At 61.6% G+C, this 19,678-nt stretch carries 19 protein-coding genes; 4 read left to right on the top strand and 15 right to left on the bottom strand.

Annotated elements, in window-relative coordinates:
• Position 1 precedes the first annotated feature (1 nt).
• From folP to rlmE, 3 genes are all read right to left on the bottom strand, one after another.
• Positions 2–853 (bottom strand): dihydropteroate synthase, encoded by an 852-nt coding sequence (folP, locus tag F6X62_RS20075; RefSeq protein ID WP_153774502.1) that lies wholly within the window; start codon positions 851–853, stop codon positions 2–4.
• Positions 854–861: 8 nt separating this feature from the next.
• Positions 862–2,769: an ATP-dependent zinc metalloprotease FtsH gene (gene ftsH / locus F6X62_RS20070; RefSeq protein ID WP_054892617.1), complete on the bottom strand. Its 1,908-nt coding sequence runs from the start codon at positions 2,767–2,769 to the stop codon at positions 862–864.
• Positions 2,770–2,972: 203 nt separating this feature from the next.
• Entirely contained in the window at positions 2,973–3,599 is a 627-nt protein-coding gene (rlmE, locus tag F6X62_RS20065) for a 23S rRNA (uridine(2552)-2'-O)-methyltransferase RlmE (RefSeq protein WP_054892618.1), read from the bottom strand.
• A gap of 102 nt (positions 3,600–3,701) precedes the next feature.
• On the opposite strand from rlmE, the gene yhbY reads away from it, so the two are divergent.
• Positions 3,702–4,010, top strand: a complete 309-nt coding sequence (gene yhbY, locus F6X62_RS20060; RefSeq protein ID WP_054892619.1) for a ribosome assembly RNA-binding protein YhbY — start codon at positions 3,702–3,704, stop codon at positions 4,008–4,010.
• Positions 4,011–4,022: 12 nt separating this feature from the next.
• Here yhbY and F6X62_RS20055 read toward each other — a convergent pair whose 3' ends face one another.
• From F6X62_RS20055 to grpE, 8 genes are all read right to left on the bottom strand, one after another.
• On the bottom strand, positions 4,023–4,472 hold the full coding sequence (locus tag F6X62_RS20055) for an MFS transporter (RefSeq protein ID WP_081255198.1): 450 nt from the start codon (positions 4,470–4,472) through the stop codon (positions 4,023–4,025).
• A complete protein-coding gene (greA, locus tag F6X62_RS20050) occupies positions 4,450–4,932 on the bottom strand; it encodes a transcription elongation factor GreA (RefSeq protein ID WP_162714345.1) in 483 nt (160 codons plus the stop codon). The genes F6X62_RS20055 and greA overlap by 23 nt, the downstream gene beginning before the upstream one ends.
• Positions 4,929–8,150: a carbamoyl-phosphate synthase large subunit gene (gene carB / locus F6X62_RS20045; protein ID WP_153774501.1), complete on the bottom strand. Its 3,222-nt coding sequence runs from the start codon at positions 8,148–8,150 to the stop codon at positions 4,929–4,931. Before carB ends, greA begins: the two co-directional genes overlap by 4 nt.
• A gap of 106 nt (positions 8,151–8,256) precedes the next feature.
• A complete protein-coding gene (gene carA / locus F6X62_RS20040) occupies positions 8,257–9,393 on the bottom strand; it encodes a glutamine-hydrolyzing carbamoyl-phosphate synthase small subunit (RefSeq protein WP_153774500.1) in 1,137 nt (378 codons plus the stop codon).
• A gap of 222 nt (positions 9,394–9,615) precedes the next feature.
• Positions 9,616–10,422, bottom strand: coding sequence for a 4-hydroxy-tetrahydrodipicolinate reductase (gene dapB / locus F6X62_RS20035; protein WP_063542722.1), 807 nt, complete (start codon positions 10,420–10,422; stop codon positions 9,616–9,618).
• Positions 10,423–10,435: 13 nt separating this feature from the next.
• A complete protein-coding gene (gene dnaJ, locus F6X62_RS20030) occupies positions 10,436–11,560 on the bottom strand; it encodes a molecular chaperone DnaJ (RefSeq protein ID WP_054892623.1) in 1,125 nt (374 codons plus the stop codon).
• A 201-nt stretch (positions 11,561–11,761) separates the two neighbouring features.
• Positions 11,762–13,687: a molecular chaperone DnaK gene (dnaK, locus tag F6X62_RS20025; RefSeq protein ID WP_054892624.1), complete on the bottom strand. Its 1,926-nt coding sequence runs from the start codon at positions 13,685–13,687 to the stop codon at positions 11,762–11,764.
• A 101-nt stretch (positions 13,688–13,788) separates the two neighbouring features.
• Complete coding sequence (grpE, locus tag F6X62_RS20020) at positions 13,789–14,343, bottom strand: nucleotide exchange factor GrpE (RefSeq protein WP_054892625.1); 555 nt, start codon at positions 14,341–14,343, stop codon at positions 13,789–13,791.
• A 180-nt stretch (positions 14,344–14,523) separates the two neighbouring features.
• On the opposite strand from grpE, the gene recN reads away from it, so the two are divergent.
• A complete protein-coding gene (gene recN / locus F6X62_RS20015; RefSeq protein ID WP_153774499.1) occupies positions 14,524–16,197 on the top strand; it encodes a DNA repair protein RecN in 1,674 nt (557 codons plus the stop codon).
• 81 nt (positions 16,198–16,278) lie between these two features.
• On the opposite strand, the gene fur is transcribed toward recN, so the two are convergent.
• Complete coding sequence (fur, locus tag F6X62_RS20010) at positions 16,279–16,683, bottom strand: ferric iron uptake transcriptional regulator (RefSeq protein ID WP_046788147.1); 405 nt, start codon at positions 16,681–16,683, stop codon at positions 16,279–16,281.
• Positions 16,684–16,780: 97 nt separating this feature from the next.
• Between fur and F6X62_RS20005 the strand changes: the two genes are divergently transcribed.
• Positions 16,781–17,302: an outer membrane protein assembly factor BamE gene (locus tag F6X62_RS20005; RefSeq protein WP_054892627.1), complete on the top strand. Its 522-nt coding sequence runs from the start codon at positions 16,781–16,783 to the stop codon at positions 17,300–17,302.
• Positions 17,303–17,371: 69 nt separating this feature from the next.
• On the opposite strand, the gene F6X62_RS20000 is transcribed toward F6X62_RS20005, so the two are convergent.
• Together F6X62_RS20000 and F6X62_RS19995 are read right to left on the bottom strand one after the other, a co-directional pair.
• The gene (locus F6X62_RS20000) at positions 17,372–17,674 is read right to left on the bottom strand and encodes an RnfH family protein (RefSeq protein WP_065861569.1); all 303 of its coding nucleotides are present in this window, start codon (positions 17,672–17,674) and stop codon (positions 17,372–17,374) included.
• A complete protein-coding gene (locus tag F6X62_RS19995) occupies positions 17,667–18,101 on the bottom strand; it encodes a type II toxin-antitoxin system RatA family toxin (RefSeq protein ID WP_054892629.1) in 435 nt (144 codons plus the stop codon). The genes F6X62_RS20000 and F6X62_RS19995 overlap by 8 nt, the downstream gene beginning before the upstream one ends.
• 160 nt (positions 18,102–18,261) lie before the next feature.
• On the opposite strand from F6X62_RS19995, the gene smpB reads away from it, so the two are divergent.
• Positions 18,262–18,744 carry an SsrA-binding protein SmpB gene (gene smpB, locus F6X62_RS19990; RefSeq protein WP_027917703.1) on the top strand — a complete coding sequence of 161 codons (483 nt, stop codon included), beginning with the start codon at positions 18,262–18,264 and terminating at the stop codon, positions 18,742–18,744.
• A 35-nt stretch (positions 18,745–18,779) separates the two neighbouring features.
• On the opposite strand, the gene F6X62_RS19985 is transcribed toward smpB, so the two are convergent.
• Positions 18,780–19,547, bottom strand: a complete 768-nt coding sequence (locus F6X62_RS19985) for an FCD domain-containing protein (RefSeq protein WP_153774498.1) — start codon at positions 19,545–19,547, stop codon at positions 18,780–18,782.
• Between the last annotated feature and the right edge of the window lie 131 nt (positions 19,548–19,678).

Here is a 19,678-nt window from a genome sequence, read left to right as displayed (position 1 = left end):
CTTATTCGGCGCTCTGTACCGCAGCGATCATGCGCACCACATCGACGGTTTCGGCCACATCATGTACGCGCAGGATGCTCGTCCCCATGGTCATGGCCAATGCCGCAAGTGCGAGGCTGCCGTACAGCCGCTCGCCGACCGGACGATCCAGCGCCTGGCCGATCATGCTCTTGCGCGAGACGCCCACCAGCAGTGGCCGCCCCAGGCGATAGAGTGCTTCCATATGCTTGAACAGGCTCAGGTTGTGCGCCAGGTTCTTGGCGAACCCGAAGCCCGGATCAAGAATGATTCGTTCCGCGCCGATACCGACTGCCGCGCAGGCAGCCATACGCCGCTCCAGATAGCTAGCCACCTCTTGGGTGACATCGTCATACCGCGGATTGTCCTGCATGTTACCCGGCTCACCGCGCATGTGCATCAGGCATACCGGCAGGCCGGTGTCGGCCGCAGCATCCAGCGCACCATCGCGTTCCAGGGCGCGCACATCGTTGATCAGCCCGGCGCCAAGCCGAGCCGTCTCGCGCATTACCGCGGGCGTAGAGGTATCGACCGAGATGATGACATCAAGGCGACTGCTGATAGCCTCGACGATCGGAGCAACCCGCTCCAGCTCCTCGACGGGCGACACTGCGCGAGCGCCGGGACGGGTGGATTCGCCACCTACATCGATAAGCGTGGCACCCGCCGCGACCATCGTCTCGGCATGGCGCAAGGCCTCGTCGCGGCGGCTGAAGCGACCGCCGTCGGAAAATGAATCAGGGGTGACGTTGAGAATACCCATGACATGGGTACGGGACAAATCAAGAACCCGGTTGCCGCAAGGCAACCGGGTCGGGTACTGCTGAGAGGTCATATGAACCCTTAGTGTTGAGCCGCCGGACCGCCGATCGGCGACTCTGGACGATCACCCTGGGACGCCTGATTGCCGGAGGTACCGGCATCGTTGTCCCAGTCGCGCGGCTCGCGCGGCGTACGACCTGCCATGATGTCGTCGATCTGGTCGGCATCGATGGTTTCGTACTTCATCAGGGCCTCGGCCATCGCGTCAAGCTTGTCGCGGTTGTCGGTGAGGATCTGCTTGGCGGTGGCATAGCACTGATCGATGATGCTGCGCACCTCGGAATCGATCAACTTGGCGGTCTCCCCGGAGACGCTGGCGTGCTGGCTGCCAGCACTGCGGCCAAGGAACACCTCGCCCTCTTCTTCGGCGTACATCAACGGACCGAGCTTCTCGGACAGGCCCCACTTGGTGACCATGTTCCGGGCGATCTGGCTGGCACGCATGATGTCGTTGGACGCACCCGTGGTGACGCCATCGAAGCCCAGGGTCATCTCCTCGGCAATACGGCCGCCGTACAGCGAACAGATCTGGCTGATCAGCGCACGCTTGGAGAGGCTGTAGCGATCTTCCTCGGGCAGGAACATGGTCACACCGAGCGCACGACCGCGCGGAATGATCGAGACCTTGTACACCGGGTCATGCTCAGGCACCACACGACCAACGATGGCGTGACCGGCCTCGTGATAAGCCGTGTTCTGCTTCTCTTTCTCGGACATGACCATGGTCTTGCGCTCGGCACCCATCATGATCTTGTCCTTGGCCAGCTCGAACTCCTTCATCTCGACCAGGCGCTTGCTGGAGCGAGCGGCGAACAGCGACGCCTCGTTAACCAGGTTGGCGAGATCGGCACCGGAGAAGCCGGGAGTACCACGGGCAATGACGGCGGCGTTGACGTTCTCGCCGACCGGCACCTTGCGCATGTGCACCTTGAGAATCTGCTCGCGACCACGGATATCCGGCAGGCCGACCACCACCTGGCGGTCGAAGCGACCAGGACGCAGCAGCGCCGGGTCGAGCACATCAGGCCGGTTGGTGGCCGCGATGACGATAATGCCATCGTTCATCTCGAAGCCATCCATCTCGACCAGCAACTGGTTCAGTGTCTGCTCGCGCTCGTCGTGACCGCCCCCCATGCCGGCGCCACGGTGGCGACCGACAGCGTCGATCTCGTCGATGAAGATGATGCAAGGCGCGTGCTTCTTCGCCTGTTCGAACATGTCACGAACACGGCTGGCACCAACACCGACGAACATTTCGACGAAATCGGAACCGGAAATGGTGAAGAACGGCACTTTCGCCTCACCGGCGATGGCCTTGGCCAGCAAGGTCTTACCGGTACCGGGCGGGCCGACCATCAGCACGCCACGTGGGATACGACCGCCCAGGCGCTGGAATTTGCCTGGATCACGCAGGAACTCGACCAGCTCGCCAACTTCTTCCTTGGCTTCGTCGCAACCCGCGACATCGGCCAGGGTGGTTTTCACCTGGTCTTCGGAGAGCAGGCGCGCCTTGCTCTTGCCGAAGCTCATCGGCCCGCCCTTGCCGCCCGCACCGCCTTGCATCTGGCGCATGAAGAACATGAACACGGCGATGATCACGAGGATCGGGAAGCTGGCGACCAGCAGCTGGGTCCAGATGCTCTGCTGTTCAGGTTGCTTGCCTTCGATCACGACATGATTGTCGACCAGGTCGCCGATCAGGCCGTTGTCGGCAATGGCCGGACGAACGGTCTTGAAGTTGTCGCCATCGGTACGCTTGCCGGTGATGACGGCGCCGTCGACGGTCACACGCTCGACCTTACCGTCCTTGACCTGCTGGATGAAGTCGGAATAGTTGAGGGTCTGCGGCTCGTTAGGGCTGGAGAAGTTGTTCATCACCGTCACGAGGACAGCCGCGATGATCAACCACAGGATCAGATTCTTTGCCATGTCGTTCAATTAGCTACCCTCTGAGGTCGGCGCACGACGCAGCCGTGCCTCGCATGATATTCACCGCCCTAACTTACTACATTACCTGCGCATCCGCAGGCACCGTCTGTAACCCTTTGTGAAACCTAGACTACACGAAGTTCGGACGATCCTGAGGCCGCGGCCGATTGGAAATAACTATCGGCCAGCCCGCAACAGCCCGCTCACTCCCCCTTGTACCCCCTGGCCAGCAAGTACTGTTCACGGGACCGATCCCGAGAGGACGACGGCTTGCGCATCTGCACCTTGTCGAACTTGCTGCGCACGTCCTTGAGGTACACATCGAAGCCTTCTCCCTGGAAAATCTTGATCAGGAAGTCACCACCGGGCTTGAGCACACGGGTTGCCAGATCCAGGGCGAGTTCGCAAAGGAACATGGCTCGCGGCATGTCCACAGCGGGCGTACCACTCATATTGGGGGCCATATCGGAAATCACAAGGTCCACATGCGAATCGCCGACCGCCTGGAGAATCTGCTCGAGTACCGAATCCTGGGTGAAATCGCCCTGGATGAAGGTCACGTCAGGGATCGAGTCCATTTCCAGGATGTCGGAGGCAATCAGACGTCCTTGACCACCAATCAGACGACTGGTCACCTGCGACCAGCCGCCCGGTGCCGCTCCAAGGTCAATAACGCTCATGCCGGGGCGGATGAGGCGGTCCTTTTCCTGGATCTCCAGCAGTTTGTAGCTCGCACGCGAGCGGTAGCCGTCCTTCTGCGCCTGCTTGACGAAAGGATCGTTGAAATGCTCTCTCAGCCAGTTATGGCTGCTTTTGGAACGCTGCGCCACGGGGCACCTCGATGATTAGCGTCGTGATTGACTGGGCGGAGCCAGTGGCCCTCGGGTAAAATGGCCACCAATTTTACAGAATCAGACGAAAAGGGTCAGATTATGCCGCTCAATAACGAGCAGAAGAAACAGTACAAGTCTATTGGTCACGACCTGAAACCGGTCCTGATCGTTGCCGGTAACGGCCTGAATGAAGGTGTGATCGCCGAACTGGAGCGTGCGCTGGCCGATCACGAGCTGATCAAGGTCGAAATTCGCTCGGAAGATCGCGAAGAGCGCGCCGCCGCTATTGCCGAACTGTGCAAGGCAGGCCGTGCCGAGCTGGTACAGACCATTGGCAAGAAGGCACTGATCTATCGCAAGAACCCACAGCCGAACAAGCAGCTGTCCAACATCCACCGCTACAAGTAAAGGTGGCGCCGGTCAGTGGCGCGCCTTGCGCACCCTGACCGGGACCGGCTGGGCCACCAGCACGATGCCAGAAAAGCCCAGCACCAGGAAACAGAACATCTGCCAGCGCTCCCCTACGGAAATCCCGTAGCGCAGCGTGTAGTAGCCGACACAGGCACCAAAGCCGAGCAACAGCATCTGGCCGCGGAACTGCCGCCACCAGGCCGCCAGGCCATCCACCCTCGCCAGCACTGCCAACTGGGTCAACAGCCCGAGCAGCGCCACGCCGATCAACCAGCGATCGATCTGCCCGGCGATGTCCTGCACCAATAATGGCGCAAGGCCGCTGACCTTCAGCGCCGGCACCAGCCCCACATGAAACACCCACAGGCCACCGACCCAGAATACCTGGGCCAGTTGCCAGAGGATGCCCTCGAGGGACGGCGCGCGCTGGCGCCGATCAGATGTGCTTGACTTCGACAATCTCGTACTCGACGGTGCCGCTCGGCGTCTTGACCACGACCGTATCACCCTCTTCCTTGCCAATGATGGCACGGGCGATAGGCGCGCTCGCCGAGAGCTTGCCTTTCTTGATGTCCGCTTCATCCTCGCCAACGATCTGGTAGGTCACCTGATCGCCGGTCTCGGTATTCTCCAGGTCCACGGTGGTCCCGAAAATCACCTTGCCGGTATGGGCGATGGTGGTGACATCGATCACCACCGAGTTCTGCAGACGGCCTTCGATGTCGCGGATACGCGCCTCGACCATGCCCTGCTCCTCACGGGCGGCGTGGTACTCGGCATTTTCCTTGAGATCGCCGAGCTCACGAGCCTCGCCGATCGCCTGGCTCAGACGTGGACGTTCGGTCTTGCTCAGGAACAAAAGCTCTTCTTCCAGGGCGCGAGCGCCCTGGACGGTCATCGGGTACTTGGTAATGCTCATGCTTTGAGTCCTGCATGCAGATCCTGCAGGCGACGAACGGTCTTCTCGGGACCGAATTTCAGCGCCTCGCAGATGGCTTCACCTGCCGCAATGGTGGTCGTGCAGTAGATCTTGTGCTGCAGCGCATTGCGACGAATCGAGTAGGAATCGGCGATCGACTGGCGGCCTTCGGTGGTGTTGATGATCAGCGACACTTCGTCGTTCTTGATCATGTCGACCACGTGCGGACGACCTTCGGTCACCTTGTTCACACGGCGCACTTTCAGGCCAGCCGCTTCGATAACCTTGGCGGTGCCGGCAGTAGCAACCACTTCGAAGCCCAGGGCGATCAGGTCGCGGGCAACGCCAGCCACTTGTGGCTTGTCGTCGTCACGCACGCTGATGAACGCGGTACCGCCGGTCGGCAGCACTTCGCTGGCACCCATCTGGGCCTTGGCGAAGGCTTCACCGAAGCTGTCACCGACACCCATGACTTCACCGGTCGATTTCATCTCAGGGCCGAGGATCGGGTCAACCCCTGGGAACTTGGCGAACGGGAAGACGGCTTCCTTGACGCTGTAGAAGTTCGGGATGATTTCCTGGGTGAAGCCCAGCTCTTTGAGGGTTTTACCAGCCATGACGCGGGCCGCGATCATCGCCAGCGAGGTGCCGATGCACTTGGACACGAACGGTACGGTACGCGAGGCGCGCGGGTTGACTTCGATCACGTAGATCTTGTCGCCCTGCAGGGCCATCTGCACGTTCATCAGGCCGACAACGCCCAGTTCCAGGGCCATTTTCTTGACCTGAACGCGGACTTCGTCCTGCACTTGCTGGCTCAGCGAGTAAGGTGGCAGCGAGCACGCCGAGTCACCGGAGTGAACGCCAGCCTGTTCGATGTGCTGCATGATCGCGCCGATCACCACGTCGGTGCCGTCGCAGACAGCGTCCACGTCCATCTCGATGGCGCAGTTGAGGAAGTGGTCGAGCAGGACCGGGCTGTCGTTGGACACCTGGACCGCTTCGCGCAGGTAGCGCTTGAGCTCGTCCAGCTCGTAAACGATCTCCATGGCGCGACCGCCCAGGACGTACGACGGACGCACGACCAGCGGGTAGCCGATGCCACCAGCAGCGTTGATGGCTTCTTCTTCACTGCGCACGGTGGCGTTTGGCGGCTGCAGCAGGTTCAGGCGCTGCACCATCTGCTGGAAGCGCTCGCGGTCTTCGGCGCGGTCGATGGCGTCCGGGCTGGTACCGATGATCGGCACACCGGCTTCTTCCAGGGCACGGGCCAGTTTCAGCGGGGTCTGGCCGCCGTAGTGGACGATCACGCCCTTCGGCTTCTCGACGCGACAGACTTCCAGCACGTCTTCCAGGGTCAGCGGCTCGAAGTACAGGCGATCGGAGGTGTCGTAGTCGGTGGAGACGGTTTCCGGGTTGCAGTTGACCATGATGGTCTCGTAACCGTCTTCACGCAGGGCAAGGGCTGCGTGTACGCAGCAGTAGTCGAACTCGATACCTTGACCGATACGGTTCGGGCCACCGCCCAGGATCATGATCTTGTCGCGGGTCGACGGATTGGCCTCGCACTCTTCCTCGTAGGTGGAGTACAGGTAGGCGGTGTCGGTGGCGAACTCGGCCGCGCAGGTGTCGACGCGCTTGTAGACTGGGAACACTTCCAGCTTGTGGCGGTGACGACGCAGGTTCTTGTCAGTGATGCCGAGCAGCTTGGCCAGGCGCTGATCCGAGAAGCCCTTGCGCTTGAGGCGCAGCATGTAGTCCTTGTCGATGGCCGACAGGGCCAGGGTCTTGACCTTCTCTTCTTCCTTGATCAGATCTTCCATCTGCACCAGGAACCACAGGTCGATACCGGTCAGCTCGAAGATTGCTTCGATAGTCATGCCCGAGCGGATGGCGTCAGCCACGTACCAGATACGCTCGGCGCCCGGTACGGTCAGCTCGCGTTTGAGGATGCTGGAGGCATCGGCGCTGGCCAGGTCGACTTTCGGGTCCAGGCCGCAGGCGCCAACTTCCAGGCCGCGCAGGGCTTTCTGCAGGGACTCCTGGAAGGTACGGCCAATGGCCATGACTTCACCGACCGACTTCATCTGGGTGGTCAGGCGGGCGTCGGCTTTCGGGAATTTCTCGAAGGCGAAGCGTGGCAGTTTGGTAACGACGTAGTCGATGGACGGCTCGAAGGACGCCGGAGTACGACCGCCGGTGATGTCATTCTGCAGTTCGTCCAGAGTGTAGCCGATGGCCAGCTTGGCGGCGATCTTGGCGATCGGGAAGCCAGTCGCTTTCGAAGCCAGGGCGGACGAGCGCGAAACCCGCGGGTTCATCTCGATCACGACCATGCGACCGGTGTTCGGGCAGATACCGAACTGCACGTTGGAACCGCCGGTTTCGACGCCGATCTCACGCAGCACCGCCAGCGAGGCGTTGCGCATGATCTGGTATTCCTTGTCGGTCAGGGTCTGTGCGGGAGCAACGGTGATGGAGTCACCGGTGTGCACGCCCATCGGGTCGAAGTTCTCGATGGAGCAGACGATGATGCAGTTGTCCTTCTTGTCGCGGACCACCTCCATCTCGTATTCCTTCCAGCCGATCAGCGACTCGTCGATCAGCAGTTCCTTGGTCGGCGACAGGTCCAGGCCACGGGTGCAGATTTCTTCGAATTCTTCACGGTTGTAGGCGATGCCGCCACCGGTGCCACCCATGGTGAACGAAGGACGGATGATGCACGGGAAGCCCAGTTTCTCGAGAACCGCGTAGGCCTCTTCCATGCTGTGGGCGATACCGGAGCGCGGGCACTCCAGGCCGATGTCCTTCATCGCCTTGTCGAAGCGCGAACGGTCTTCGGCCTTGTCGATGGTGTCGGCGTTGGCACCGATCATCTCTACACCGAACTTTTCCAGAACGCCGTGGCGCTCCAGGTCCAGGGCACAGTTCAGTGCCGTCTGGCCGCCCATGGTTGGCAGCACCGCGTCAGGGCGCTCCTTTTCGATGATCTTGGCCACCGATTGCCACTTGATCGGCTCGATGTAGGTGGCGTCGGCCATGGCCGGGTCGGTCATGATGGTGGCCGGGTTGGAGTTCACCAGGATGACGCGGAAACCTTCCTCGCGCAGGGCTTTACAGGCCTGGGCGCCGGAATAGTCGAATTCGCAGGCCTGGCCGATCACGATCGGGCCAGCGCCGAGAATCAGGATGCTTTTGATGTCTGTACGTTTTGGCATGGTTGTCACTCAAATCCGCGGGTCAGTCGGCAAGCCGTCTTGAACAATCTGGGTCAGGCGCTTCCGGACGCGGCGTGTGCCGGTCCGGGGCCTTGATGCAGGATGCTCAGCGGCGCTTGGCCATGGCATCGATGAAACGATCGAACAGTGGCGCGACATCGGTCGGGCCTGGGCTCGCCTCAGGGTGGCCCTGGAAGCTGAACGCGCTCTTGTCGGTGCGTTCGATACCCTGCAGGGTGCCGTCGAACAGCGACTTGTGGATGGCACGCACATTGCCCGGCAGGGTGGCTTCGTCGACGGCGAAACCGTGGTTCTGGCTGGTGATCATGACCACACCGGTATCCAGGTCCTGGACCGGGTGGTTGGCACCGTGGTGGCCGTGCCCCATCTTGACGGTCTTGGCACCGGAGGCCAGGGCCAGCAACTGGTGGCCGAGGCAGATGCCGAACACCGGAGTCTCGGTCTCGAGAATCTCTCTGATCGCCTGAATCGCGTAGTCGCACGGCTCGGGATCGCCAGGGCCGTTGGACAGGAACACGCCGTCAGGGTTGAGGGCCAGCACTTCGCTTGCCGGCGTCTGGGCAGGTACCACGGTCACGCGGCAGCCGCGAGCAACCAGCATGCGCAGGATGTTCAGCTTGACGCCGTAGTCGTAGGCGACGACATGATATGGCAGCTCGGACGCTTCGAGGGTCGGGTGGCTGTCGGTCTTCAGCTCCCACACGCTGGAACGCCACTCGTAACGCTCCTTGGTGCTGACCACTTTGGCCAAATCCATGCCCTTGAGGCCCGGGAAGGCACGTGCAGCCGCGATGGCGGCCTCTTCGCTGATATCGTCACCGGCCAGGATGCAGCCGTTCTGTGCGCCTTTCTCACGCAGGATGCGGGTCAGGCGACGGGTATCGATACCGGCGATGGCCACGACATTGTTGGCCTTGAGGTAGTCCGGCAGGGACTGGGTGTTACGCCAGTTGCTGGCCAGCAGCGGCAGGTCGCGAATCACCAGGCCCGCGGACCAGACGCGATCGGACTCGGCGTCTTCGGCGGTGGTGCCGGTATTGCCGATGTGCGGGTAAGTCAGGGTAACGATTTGCTGGGCGTAGGAAGGGTCTGTAAGGATTTCCTGGTAGCCGGTCATAGCGGTGTTGAACACCACCTCACCAACGGTTTGCCCGTCGGCCCCAATGGCCTCACCGCGAAAAATGCTGCCATCAGCAAGGGCGAGTATGGCTGGCTTTGTCAAGAAGACCTCCCGTAAATGACGCATGAAGGGGCGATCGCAGGTTGCAAAAAAGCGGAGTGCCGTATGGATACGTCACCCCGCTTTTATGTGCTGAATTCAATTCTCTGCGCGCTTTTAGTGGATACACTAAAGCTGTAGTTTACAGAAAAGTGAGGTTTCGGTCTACCGCATATGTGCCTCTAAAACACATGATTGCGACAGAACGACGTCGCCAGTGACGACTCAATGCAGCTCGAGCACATCCTGCATGTCGTACAGCCCAGGCTCGCGCCCATCGAGCCACAGCGACGCACGCACGGCCCCCTTGGCAAAGGTCATGCGGCTCGAGGCCTTGTGGGTGATCTCGACGCGCTCACCCTCTGCCGCGAACAGCACGGTGTGATCGCCGACCACATCCCCGGCACGCACGGTGGCAAAACCGATGGTCTCGCGCTTGCGCGCGCCGGTCTGGCCTTCACGACCATAGACAGCCACTTCCTGCAGATCGCGCCCCAACGCCTGGGCAACCACCTCTCCCATGCGCAGCGCAGTACCCGAAGGCGCGTCGACCTTGTGCCGGTGGTGAGCCTCGATGATCTCGATGTCCACCTCGTCACCCAGTACCCGCGCAGCAGTATCGAGCAACTTCAGGCACAGATTGACGCCAATGCTGAAGTTGGCAGCGAAGACGATCGGAATCTCCTTGCCCGCCTCCGCCAGCAGGGCCTTTTCGTCCTGCGAAAAACCGGTGGTACCGATGACCATGGCCTTGCCTGCCTTGCGGCAGAACGCCAGGTTCTTCAGGGTCACCGAGGGGTGAGTGAAGTCGATGAGCACATCGAACTCGTCGGCGACCTTGGTCAGATCATCGGAAATCGGTACGCCGATACGGCCCAACGCCGCGAGCTCGCCGGCGTCAGCCCCCACCAGGGTGCTGTCCGGGCGATCGATCGCTGCCGTCAGGCCCGCCTGGGGAGCCTGCTGCTGCACGGCTTCGATGAGGATCTTGCCCATCCGCCCTGCCGCACCCATCACTGCAATACGTCGCATAGCCTGTTCCTTGTCAGAGATCGCCGAAGAAGCGCTTCATACCCTCGAACCAACCACTGGCCTTGGGCGAATGGGAGCTGTCGCCATCGAGCGAATCACGCAGCTCTTCAAGCAGCTCGCGCTGGCGGCGGCTCAGGTTGACCGGTGTCTCGACCGCGACGCGGCACAACAGGTCGCCCGCCGCACCACCACGCACCGGCGCCACGCCCTTGCCGCGCAGGCGGAACTGCTTGCCGGTCTGGGTGCCTTCCGGGATCTTCAGCTTGACCCGGCCGTCCAGTGTCGGCACTTCCAGCTCGCCACCGAGCGCCGCATCGGTGTAGCTGATCGGCACTTCGCAATACAGGTGCTTGCCATCGCGCTGGAAGATCGAATGCTCACGGACACTGATGACCACATACAGGTCGCCGGTCGGGCCACCATGCGCCCCGGCCTCGCCCTCGCCAGACAGGCGGATGCGATCACCCGTATCAACACCCGCCGGCACCTTGACCGACAGGGTCTTGTATTCCTCGACACGGCCTTCGCCGTGGCAGGAGTTGCACGGGTCGGTGATGATCTTGCCCGAGCCATGGCAACGCGGGCAGGTTTGCTGCACCGAGAAGAAACCTTGCTGCATGCGCACCTGACCGATACCGCCGCAAGTCGGGCAGGTCGACGGCGTCGAGCCCTTCTTGGCGCCGGTACCATCGCACGGCGCGCAGTTGACCAGCGTCGGCACACGGATATTGACCGTGGTGCCACGCACCGCTTCTTCCAGGTTCAGCTCGAGGGTGTAGCGCAGGTCACTGCCGCGCTGGGCGCCGCCACGACCACCGCCACGGCCACCGCCGAAGAAATCACTGAAGACGTCGCCGAAGATATCGGAGAAGTTGGCGCCGCCGAAGCCGGCACCACCGCCACCCATGCTCGGGTCGACACCGGCATGGCCGTACTGATCGTAGGCCGCGCGCTTGCTGGCGTCGGAGAGCACTTCATAGGCCTCGTTGGCCTCCTTGAATTTCTCTTCCGACTCTTTGTCGCCCGGGTTGCGGTCAGGGTGGAACTTCATCGCCAGGCGGCGATAGGCCTTCTTGAGGTCACCTTCGCTGGCGCCGCGCTCGACACCCAGGACCTCATAAAAATCACGCTTTGCCATAGGTCATTTGCACTCTTGAGGGCTTTCGGCATCTGTGCACCGTGCCGTCAGCACCTGCCGCAACACGCCTGATGCGCCCTGACAGATGCTGGAAATATTTCCCGTGTTCCAGACACGCCAACGCGGGAGCAAGCCCCCGCGCGGCGACATCCTACCAGCTCACCGACCAATGGCGATGAACTGGCCGACAACATGCAGGCATTACTGCTTGTTGTTGTCTTTCACTTCCTCGAACTCGGCGTCAACCACGTCATCGTGCTTGGCTTCCGGCTCTGCCTGCTGGGCGCCGCCCTGAGGCTGCTGAGCCTGTTGCTCGGCATACATCTTCTGGGCAACTGGCGCGGAGACTTTGGACAGCTCCTCGACCTTGGCGTCGATGGCGGCCTTGTCGTCGCCCTTGACGGCGGCTTCCAGAGCAACCACGGCAGCTTCGATCGCAGCCTTTTCCTCGGCAGTAGCCTTGTCACCGGCGTCGACGACCATCTTGCGGGTCGAGTGAACCAGCGCATCACCCTGGTTGCGGGCAGCAGCCAGCTCTTCGAACTTGCGGTCTTCCTCGGCGTTGGCCTCGGCGTCACGCACCATGCGCTCGATCTCTTCGTCCGACAGGCCGGAGTTGGCCTTGATCACGATCGACTGAGCCTTGCCGGTGGCCTTGTCTTTGGCGCCGACGTGCAGGATGCCGTTGGCGTCGATGTCGAAGGTCACTTCGATCTGTGGAACGCCACGCGGAGCTGGCGGAATGTCCGACAGGTCGAACTTGCCCAGCGACTTGTTCTGCGCGGCCTGCTTGCGCTCGCCCTGCAGGACGTGGATGGTCACTGCACCCTGGTTGTCGTCGGCAGTCGAGAACACCTGCGACTTCTTGGTCGGGATGGTGGTGTTCTTCTCGATCAGCGCGGTCATCACGCCACCCATGGTTTCGATACCCAGGGTCAGCGGGCTGACGTCGAGCAACAGGACGTCCTTCACGTCACCGGCCAGTACGGCGCCCTGGATGGCAGCACCCATGGCAACGGCTTCGTCCGGGTTGACGTCCTTGCGCGCTTCCTTGCCGAAGAAATCGGCGACCGCTTTCTGTACCAGCGGCATACGGGTCTGGCCACCGACCAGGATCACGTCGTCGATCTTGCTCGCATCGATACCGGCATCTTTCAGGGCGATGCGGCAAGGCTCGATGGTACGGCTGACCAGGTCTTCGACCAGCGACTCCAGCTTGGCGCGGGAGATCTTCACGTTCAGGTGCTTCGGACCGGTTGCATCAGCAGTGATGTACGGCAGGTTGACGTCGGTCGACTGGGCGGAAGACAGCTCGATCTTGGCCTTTTCAGCGGCTTCTTTCAGACGCTGCAGCGCCAGCGGATCGTTCTTCAGGTCCATGCCGGACTCTTTCTTGAACTCGTCGACGAGGTAGTCGATCAGGCGCATGTCGAAGTCTTCACCACCCAGGAAGGTGTCACCGTTGGTGGCCAGTACTTCGAACTGATGCTCACCGTCGACTTCGGCGATTTCGATGACCGACACGTCGAAGGTACCACCACCCAGGTCATAGACGATGACGGTGTGGTCGCCCTTGGCCTTGTCCATGCCATAGGCCAGTGCAGCGGCGGTCGGTTCGTTGATGATGCGCTTGACGTCCAGACCGGCGATGCGACCGGCATCCTTGGTAGCCTGGCGCTGGCTGTCGTTGAAGTATGCCGGAACGGTGATGACCGCTTCGGTGACAGGCTCGCCGAGGTAGTCTTCGGCGGTCTTCTTCATTTTCTTCAGGACTTCGGCGCTGATCTGCGGCGGAGCCATTTCCTTGCCAGCAGCCTCGACCCAGGCGTCACCGTTGCCGGCCTTGACGATCTTGTACGGAACCAGCTTGATGTCTTTCTGCACGACGTCTTCTTCGAAGCGGCGGCCGATCAGGCGCTTCACTGCGAACAGGGTGTTGTGCGGGTTGGTGACGGCCTGACGCTTGGCCGACTGGCCAACCAGGATTTCGCCGTCGTTGGCGTAGGCCACGATCGAAGGGGTAGTACGCGCGCCTTCGGCGTTCTCGATGACCTTGACGTTACCGTTTTCCAGAATGGAGACGCACGAGTTGGTCGTCCCCAGGTCGATACCGATGATTTTGCCCATGTTAACTCTCCCGAAACTTGAATTTGGTAGCAGCGACTACTTTGGCCAACTGCGGTAATACTTGAAGGCTTGACACCTAGATGGGGGTGCCTCGGTGGATTTCAAGCCTTTTCATCGATGGAAGGCTGGGGCGCTGCCGGCGCCTTGCTGACCACCACCATGGCGGGGCGCAGCAGGCGGCCATTGAGCAGATAACCCTTCTGGAACACGTTGAGCACGCTGTTCGGCTCTACCTCGGCGTTTTCCTGCATGGCCATGGCCTGGTGATGCTCAGGGTTGAATGGCTGGCCATGAGGATCGACGGCTTCGAGGTTGTAGCGCTTGAGTGTGTCCTGGAACATCTTCAGGGTCAGCTCGACACCTTCGCGGATCTGCTTGACGTTTTCGTCATCGGCGCTGGAGTGGGTCAGGGCCAGCTCCAGGCTGTCGATCACCGGCAGCAGGTCGCCAGCGAATTTCTCCAAGGCGAACTTGTGAGCCTTCTCGACATCCTGCTCGGCACGACGGCGGATGTTCTGCAGGTCTGCCGCCACACGCAGCGACTGATCCTTGGCGGCGGCCAGCTGCTCCTCGAGCACCTGGACGCGGGCACCGAGGTCTTCGGATCCGGCTTCTTCGGCGTTAAGGTTTTGTTCATCCAGCTGTTCGTCAGCCATCGGTGCTCTCCTCCGCAATTTCTGGTTACAGGTCATGCCTGCCTTGTCTGCCGGTTATATGGGGTCGGAAAAATCAGGTTCAAGGGGCAAGCGGCATTTCCACATTCAACAGGCGGGCATTGGCAGACGCGAAAAAAGTACTGTATAAATAACCAGACATGACCTTCGGGAGCGGCCCTCATGCTGGTGCACCTGTCCATTCACAACTACGCCATCGTCGAGCACCTCGACCTCGAACTCGCCCGCGGGATGTCGGTGATCACCGGCGAAACGGGGGCCGGCAAGTCGATCATGCTGGACGCGCTCGGCCTGGCGCTGGGCGATCGTGCCGACAGCGGCGTGGTGCGCCCGGGCGCCGACAAGGCCGACCTGCTTGCCACCTTCGACCTGATCGACATCCCCGAAGCCCGCACCTGGCTGGCAGAGCGCGACCTCGACAACGACGGCCCATGTATCCTGCGCCGAGTGATCACCGCCGAAGGCCGCAGCCGCGGCTACATCAACGGCACCCCTTGCCCGCTCGGCGACCTCAAGGCACTCGGTGAGTTGCTGATCGACATTCACAGCCAGCACGAACACCAGTCGCTCCTCAAGACCGATACGCATCGTCGCCTGGTCGACGAGTACGCCGGCGCCACCGACCTCGCCCGCCAGGTGCAACTGGCGGCCCAGCGCTGGCGCCAGACCCGCCTGGAGCTGGAGCGTCTGTCCAACTCCGGCGATGAGCAACGCGCCCGTCATCAGCTGCTGAGCTACCAGCTCGAAGAGCTCGACAATCTGGGCCTGGGCGAAAACGAGCTGGAACAGCTTGAGCACGAGCACAAGAACCTGACCAATGCCGAAGCCCTGTTCGGCATCTGCCGACAGGTCATCGATCAATGCAGCGAAAGCGACTCCGGCAACGTGCTCAGCGCCCTGACGGTCAGCCTCAATCGCCTGACCGCCGTGAACAATGCACCCAAGGCATTGGGCGAGGCCGTCAATCTGATCGCCAGTGCGCAGATCCAGATCGAGGAAGCGGTTGGCGAGCTCAACCGCTTCCTTGACAACTTCGACGCCGACCCTCTGCGCCTGCAGGCGCTGGAAGAGCGGCTCGACACCCTTTATACGCTCGCTCGCAAGCACCGCGTGCACCCGAGCGAGCTGCCACACCTGCAACAGCGCCTCATGGAGGAGCTCGAAGGGCTCAACGCCAGCGATGAATCCATCGAGCGCCTGGGCGGCGAACTGGCCGCCTATGCACAGCACTATAAAGAGAAGGCCGTCGAGCTCAGCAACCTGCGCCGCCAGGCCGCAGTGCAACTGGCGGTGGCGGTCGAGCAGGAGATCCAGCGCCTGGGCATGCCTGGCGGGCGCTTCTGCATCGAGCTGTCGCCCAACGAGAGCGATGAGCTTTCGCCCCACGGGCTGGAGCAGGTCGAGCTGCTGGTCAGCGCCAACCCCGGCCAGCCGCTCAAGGGCCTGGCCAAGGTGGCGTCGGGAGGCGAGCTGTCACGCATCAGTCTGGCGATTCAGGTCATCACCGCACAAACCTCGCGCATTCCCACGCTGGTCTTTGACGAAGTGGACGTGGGCATCGGCGGCCCGACCGCCGAGATCGTCGGCCAACTGTTGCGCCGCCTGGGTGAGCGCGGCCAGGTCCTGACCGTCACCCACCTGCCGCAGGTTGCAGCGCAAGGGCACCACCACCTGTTCGTACACAAGGTGCGCAACAGCGACACCACCCATACAGCCGTGGCCAGCCTAGGCAAACGTGAGCGGGTCGAAGAAGTGGCACGCATGCTGGGCGGGATAGACCTGACCAAGGAATCCCTGGCGCATGCGCGCAAGATGGTGGTTAGCGGCAAGGCCTGAGGCAGCACACTCCTCAACACGTTGCAGAAAGCACAAAGGCGACCCGAAGGTCGCCTTTGCTGTTCATAACGATCGAAATCGTTACTTTTTCTTACGCACATACAGGACCAGATTGTGGTCCACGAGCTCGTAGCCATGCTCAGCCACGATCTCTTTCTGACGGCGCTCGATCTCCGCATCCATGAATTCGATCACTTCGCTGGTATCCACGTTGACCATATGGTCGTGGTGGCCGCCATCGGCCAGCTCGAACACTGCGTGGCCGCCATCGAAGTTGTGGCGAACCACCAGACCCGCTGCTTCGAACTGGGTCAGTACACGGTAGACGGTCGCCAGACCGACATCCTCACCTGCTTCCATCAGCGCCTTGTAGACATCCTCGGCGCTCATGTGACGCTGCTCGGTCGAATCGAGCATCTGAAGGATCTTGACTCGAGGCAGGGTCACCTTGAGACCGGCTTTGCGCAATTCGCTATTTTCAACCATGGTCAGCTTTCTCGCCGATGCTGCTTCGCAGCTTCTCTTAATACGGGTATGATCGGGGTTTACGTTGTCCAGCCAAGATAGTGGAAGTCGCCCACCGATGCAAAACACCAAGCTCTTGCTAACCAGCCTCACCCTCGTGGGACTGCTCGCACTCGCCGGTTGCTCGTTTCCCGGGGTTTACAAAATCGACATCCAGCAGGGCAATGTCGTCACGCAGGACATGATAGACCAATTGCGCCCCGGAATGACCCGACGGCAAGTAAGGTTTATCATGGGCAACCCGCTCCTGCAGGACACCTTCAACACCAATCGGTGGGATTATCTCTACAGCATCCAGCCTGGCGGCGGTAAGCGCCAGCAGGAGCGCATGAGCATCTTCTTCAACGAAAGCGACCAACTGGTCAGCCTGTCCGGCGACTTCATGCCAGGTGTGAGCCGCGACCAGGAAATCCTGGGCGGCAGCAGCACCACGACCGTCAGCCCGGCCAACCAGCCGTCTCAACAGCCAGAGAAGCCAGCCAAGGCCGGCTCGACGGAAGAGTCGATCCAGCGTGAAATCGACACCATCGAGACGACACCGGTGCCCACACCGGCTCCCCTGGAGACCTCGCCGCAATAACGGTATGGCCCATGAAAAAGCCCGGACATGGTCCGAGCTTTTTCATGGGCAGCGCATACAGCAACAACCTTACCCGCGTGCGGCCTTGGCCTTTTCGGCTCGCTGTCTGCGCATCGCCTTCGGGTCGACCAGCAGCGGCCGGTAGATTTCCAGGCGCTCGCCCTCCTCTACCTGACGCTGCTGCGGATCAGCGACGACCTTGCCGAACACACCCACCGGGCAGCTTTCAATATCCAGCCCTGGCACTTGCGCAGCGATACCAGACAAACGCAAAGCCTCACGCAGCGTCACGCCCTGCGGCACCCGGCACGCCAGCAGCCACTGGCGTGCAGCAGTCGCGTAAGCCACCTCGATACCCAGCGTCTCAGCCATGCAGCTGCTTGGCTCGCTGGCAGAAGGCATCGACGAGGGTGTTGGCTGCCTGGTTGAACAATGGCCCGAGGGTGGCGCGCACCAGCGGCCCGGCGTAATCGAACGACAGGTCGAGGCTGATCTTGCAGGCTTTCTCGCCCAACGCCTTGAACACCCACACACCATGCAACTGGGTGAAGGGCCCTTCTTCCAGGTTCATCTCGATGGATTGCCCCGGGACCAACACATTGCGCGTGACGAACTGCTGGCTCATGCCACCCTTGGCTACCTCCAGCTTCGCCCGCATGTGCGTGTCACTCGCCTCGAGCACCGTCGAGTCCGAGCACCAGGGAAGAAACTCAGGGTAGCTGGCCACGTCGTTGACCAGGTCGTAGAGCGCCTGGGCAGGGTATGGCAGCAGGGCGGAGCGTTGAATATGGGTAGTCATCCAGGCATCACTTCCAAGCTGGGCGGCAGCGCATCGCAGCGCTTCGGAACGGTTCCGTACAACGGAACGAGGCCTGCATTGTCCGGGATTCATCCTGCTGGCTCAAGCGCACCGAACCCCATAGCCAGAGGACGTGGCGACTGCCTATAATGCCGCCCCTATGGCTAAGCAAAAGAAACATCCGACCGGGACCATCGCGCAGAACAAGAAAGCGCGACACGATTACTTCATCGAACACAAGTTCGAGGCCGGGCTGGTCCTGTCCGGTTGGGAAGTAAAAAGCCTGCGGGCCGGCAAGGCGCACCTGACCGACAGCTACGTGCTGCTCAAGGATGGCGAAGCCTGGCTGTTCGGCAGCCACATCACCCCGCTGAACACCGCCAGCACCCACGTCATCGCCGACCCCATGCGTACCCGCAAGCTGCTGCTGAACAAGCGCGAGCTCGAGCGCGTGGAGGCTGCCGTGGCGCAAAAAGGCTACACCTGTGTGGCCCTGGCGCTGTACTGGAGCAAGCACCTGATCAAGTGCGAAATCGCGCTCGGCAAGGGCAAGAAGGAGTTCGACAAGCGCGACACGATGCGCGAGCGCGACTCCAACCGCGAGCTGCAGCGTGCGGTGCGCAACAAGGGCAAGGAAGAGTAGATCTTCCTCTTGCCTGCGATAGCTGCGATACCTGCCTAGCGCCCACTGCGTCGCTCAGCGCGCGCCACGCGCTGGGCTTCCTGCTGCGCTTCTTCCAGCACTTCCTGCACGTACAGGATGTGCCGGCTCGACACCTCCCGCGCATCTTCTGCACGCCCCTCGACGATCGCCTGGTACAGTTCGCGATGCTGACTGATCAGCATGTCGCGCGTTTCCGTACGCTGCTGGTACATACCCCCGATGTTGGTCACCACATTGCGCTTGAGCAGGTCGAACAGACCACGAATGGTATGCAGCAGCACGGCATTGTGGCTGGCCTCGGCAATCGCCAGATGAAAACGGGCATCCGCTGCGCCTTCTTCTGCACGACTGACCTCATCGACGCGGGCATAGCAATCCTGCAGCGCATCGAAGGCGGCCTTCAACCGCGCCCGATCCGGCTCGGTAGCACGCTGGGCTGCGTAGAAGGCGCATGAGGCCTCAAGGGTGTGACGAAACTCCAGCAGGTCGCGCTGAGCCTCAGGGTTGTGCTCGAGCAACTGCAACAAGGGATCACTGAACGTCGATCCCAGCGACTCGGCCACATAGTTGCCGCCCCCCTGGCGACTGACCAGCAGTCCCTTGGCCACCAGTTTCTGGATCGCCTCGCGCAACGACGGGCGGGAAACGCCGAACTGCTCGGCCAGGGCGCGTTCGGCGGGCAGGCGCTGCCCTGAGGTCAACGTCCCCTCGAGAATCATCCCTTCCAGTCGATCGACGATATCGTCGGACAGGCGCCGTTGGCGGACCTGATCAAAAACCATCACATGCTCTCCACAAACCCCGGCACCGATTTCGGGGCGCCTATTCTGCGCCTATCCGCGACAGCCCGACAGATATTCCTCGATTGATCCGACGCGATCTCGCCCTCCGCTCATCGGCACTCGACCAAAGT

This window comes from Pseudomonas sp. MNR3A (genome assembly GCF_009650575.1).
Taxonomy (GTDB): domain Bacteria; phylum Pseudomonadota; class Gammaproteobacteria; order Pseudomonadales; family Pseudomonadaceae; genus Aquipseudomonas; species Aquipseudomonas machongensis.
The sequence above is the reverse complement of the archived record's forward strand: the minus strand, read 5'-3'. Positions and strand labels throughout refer to the sequence as shown.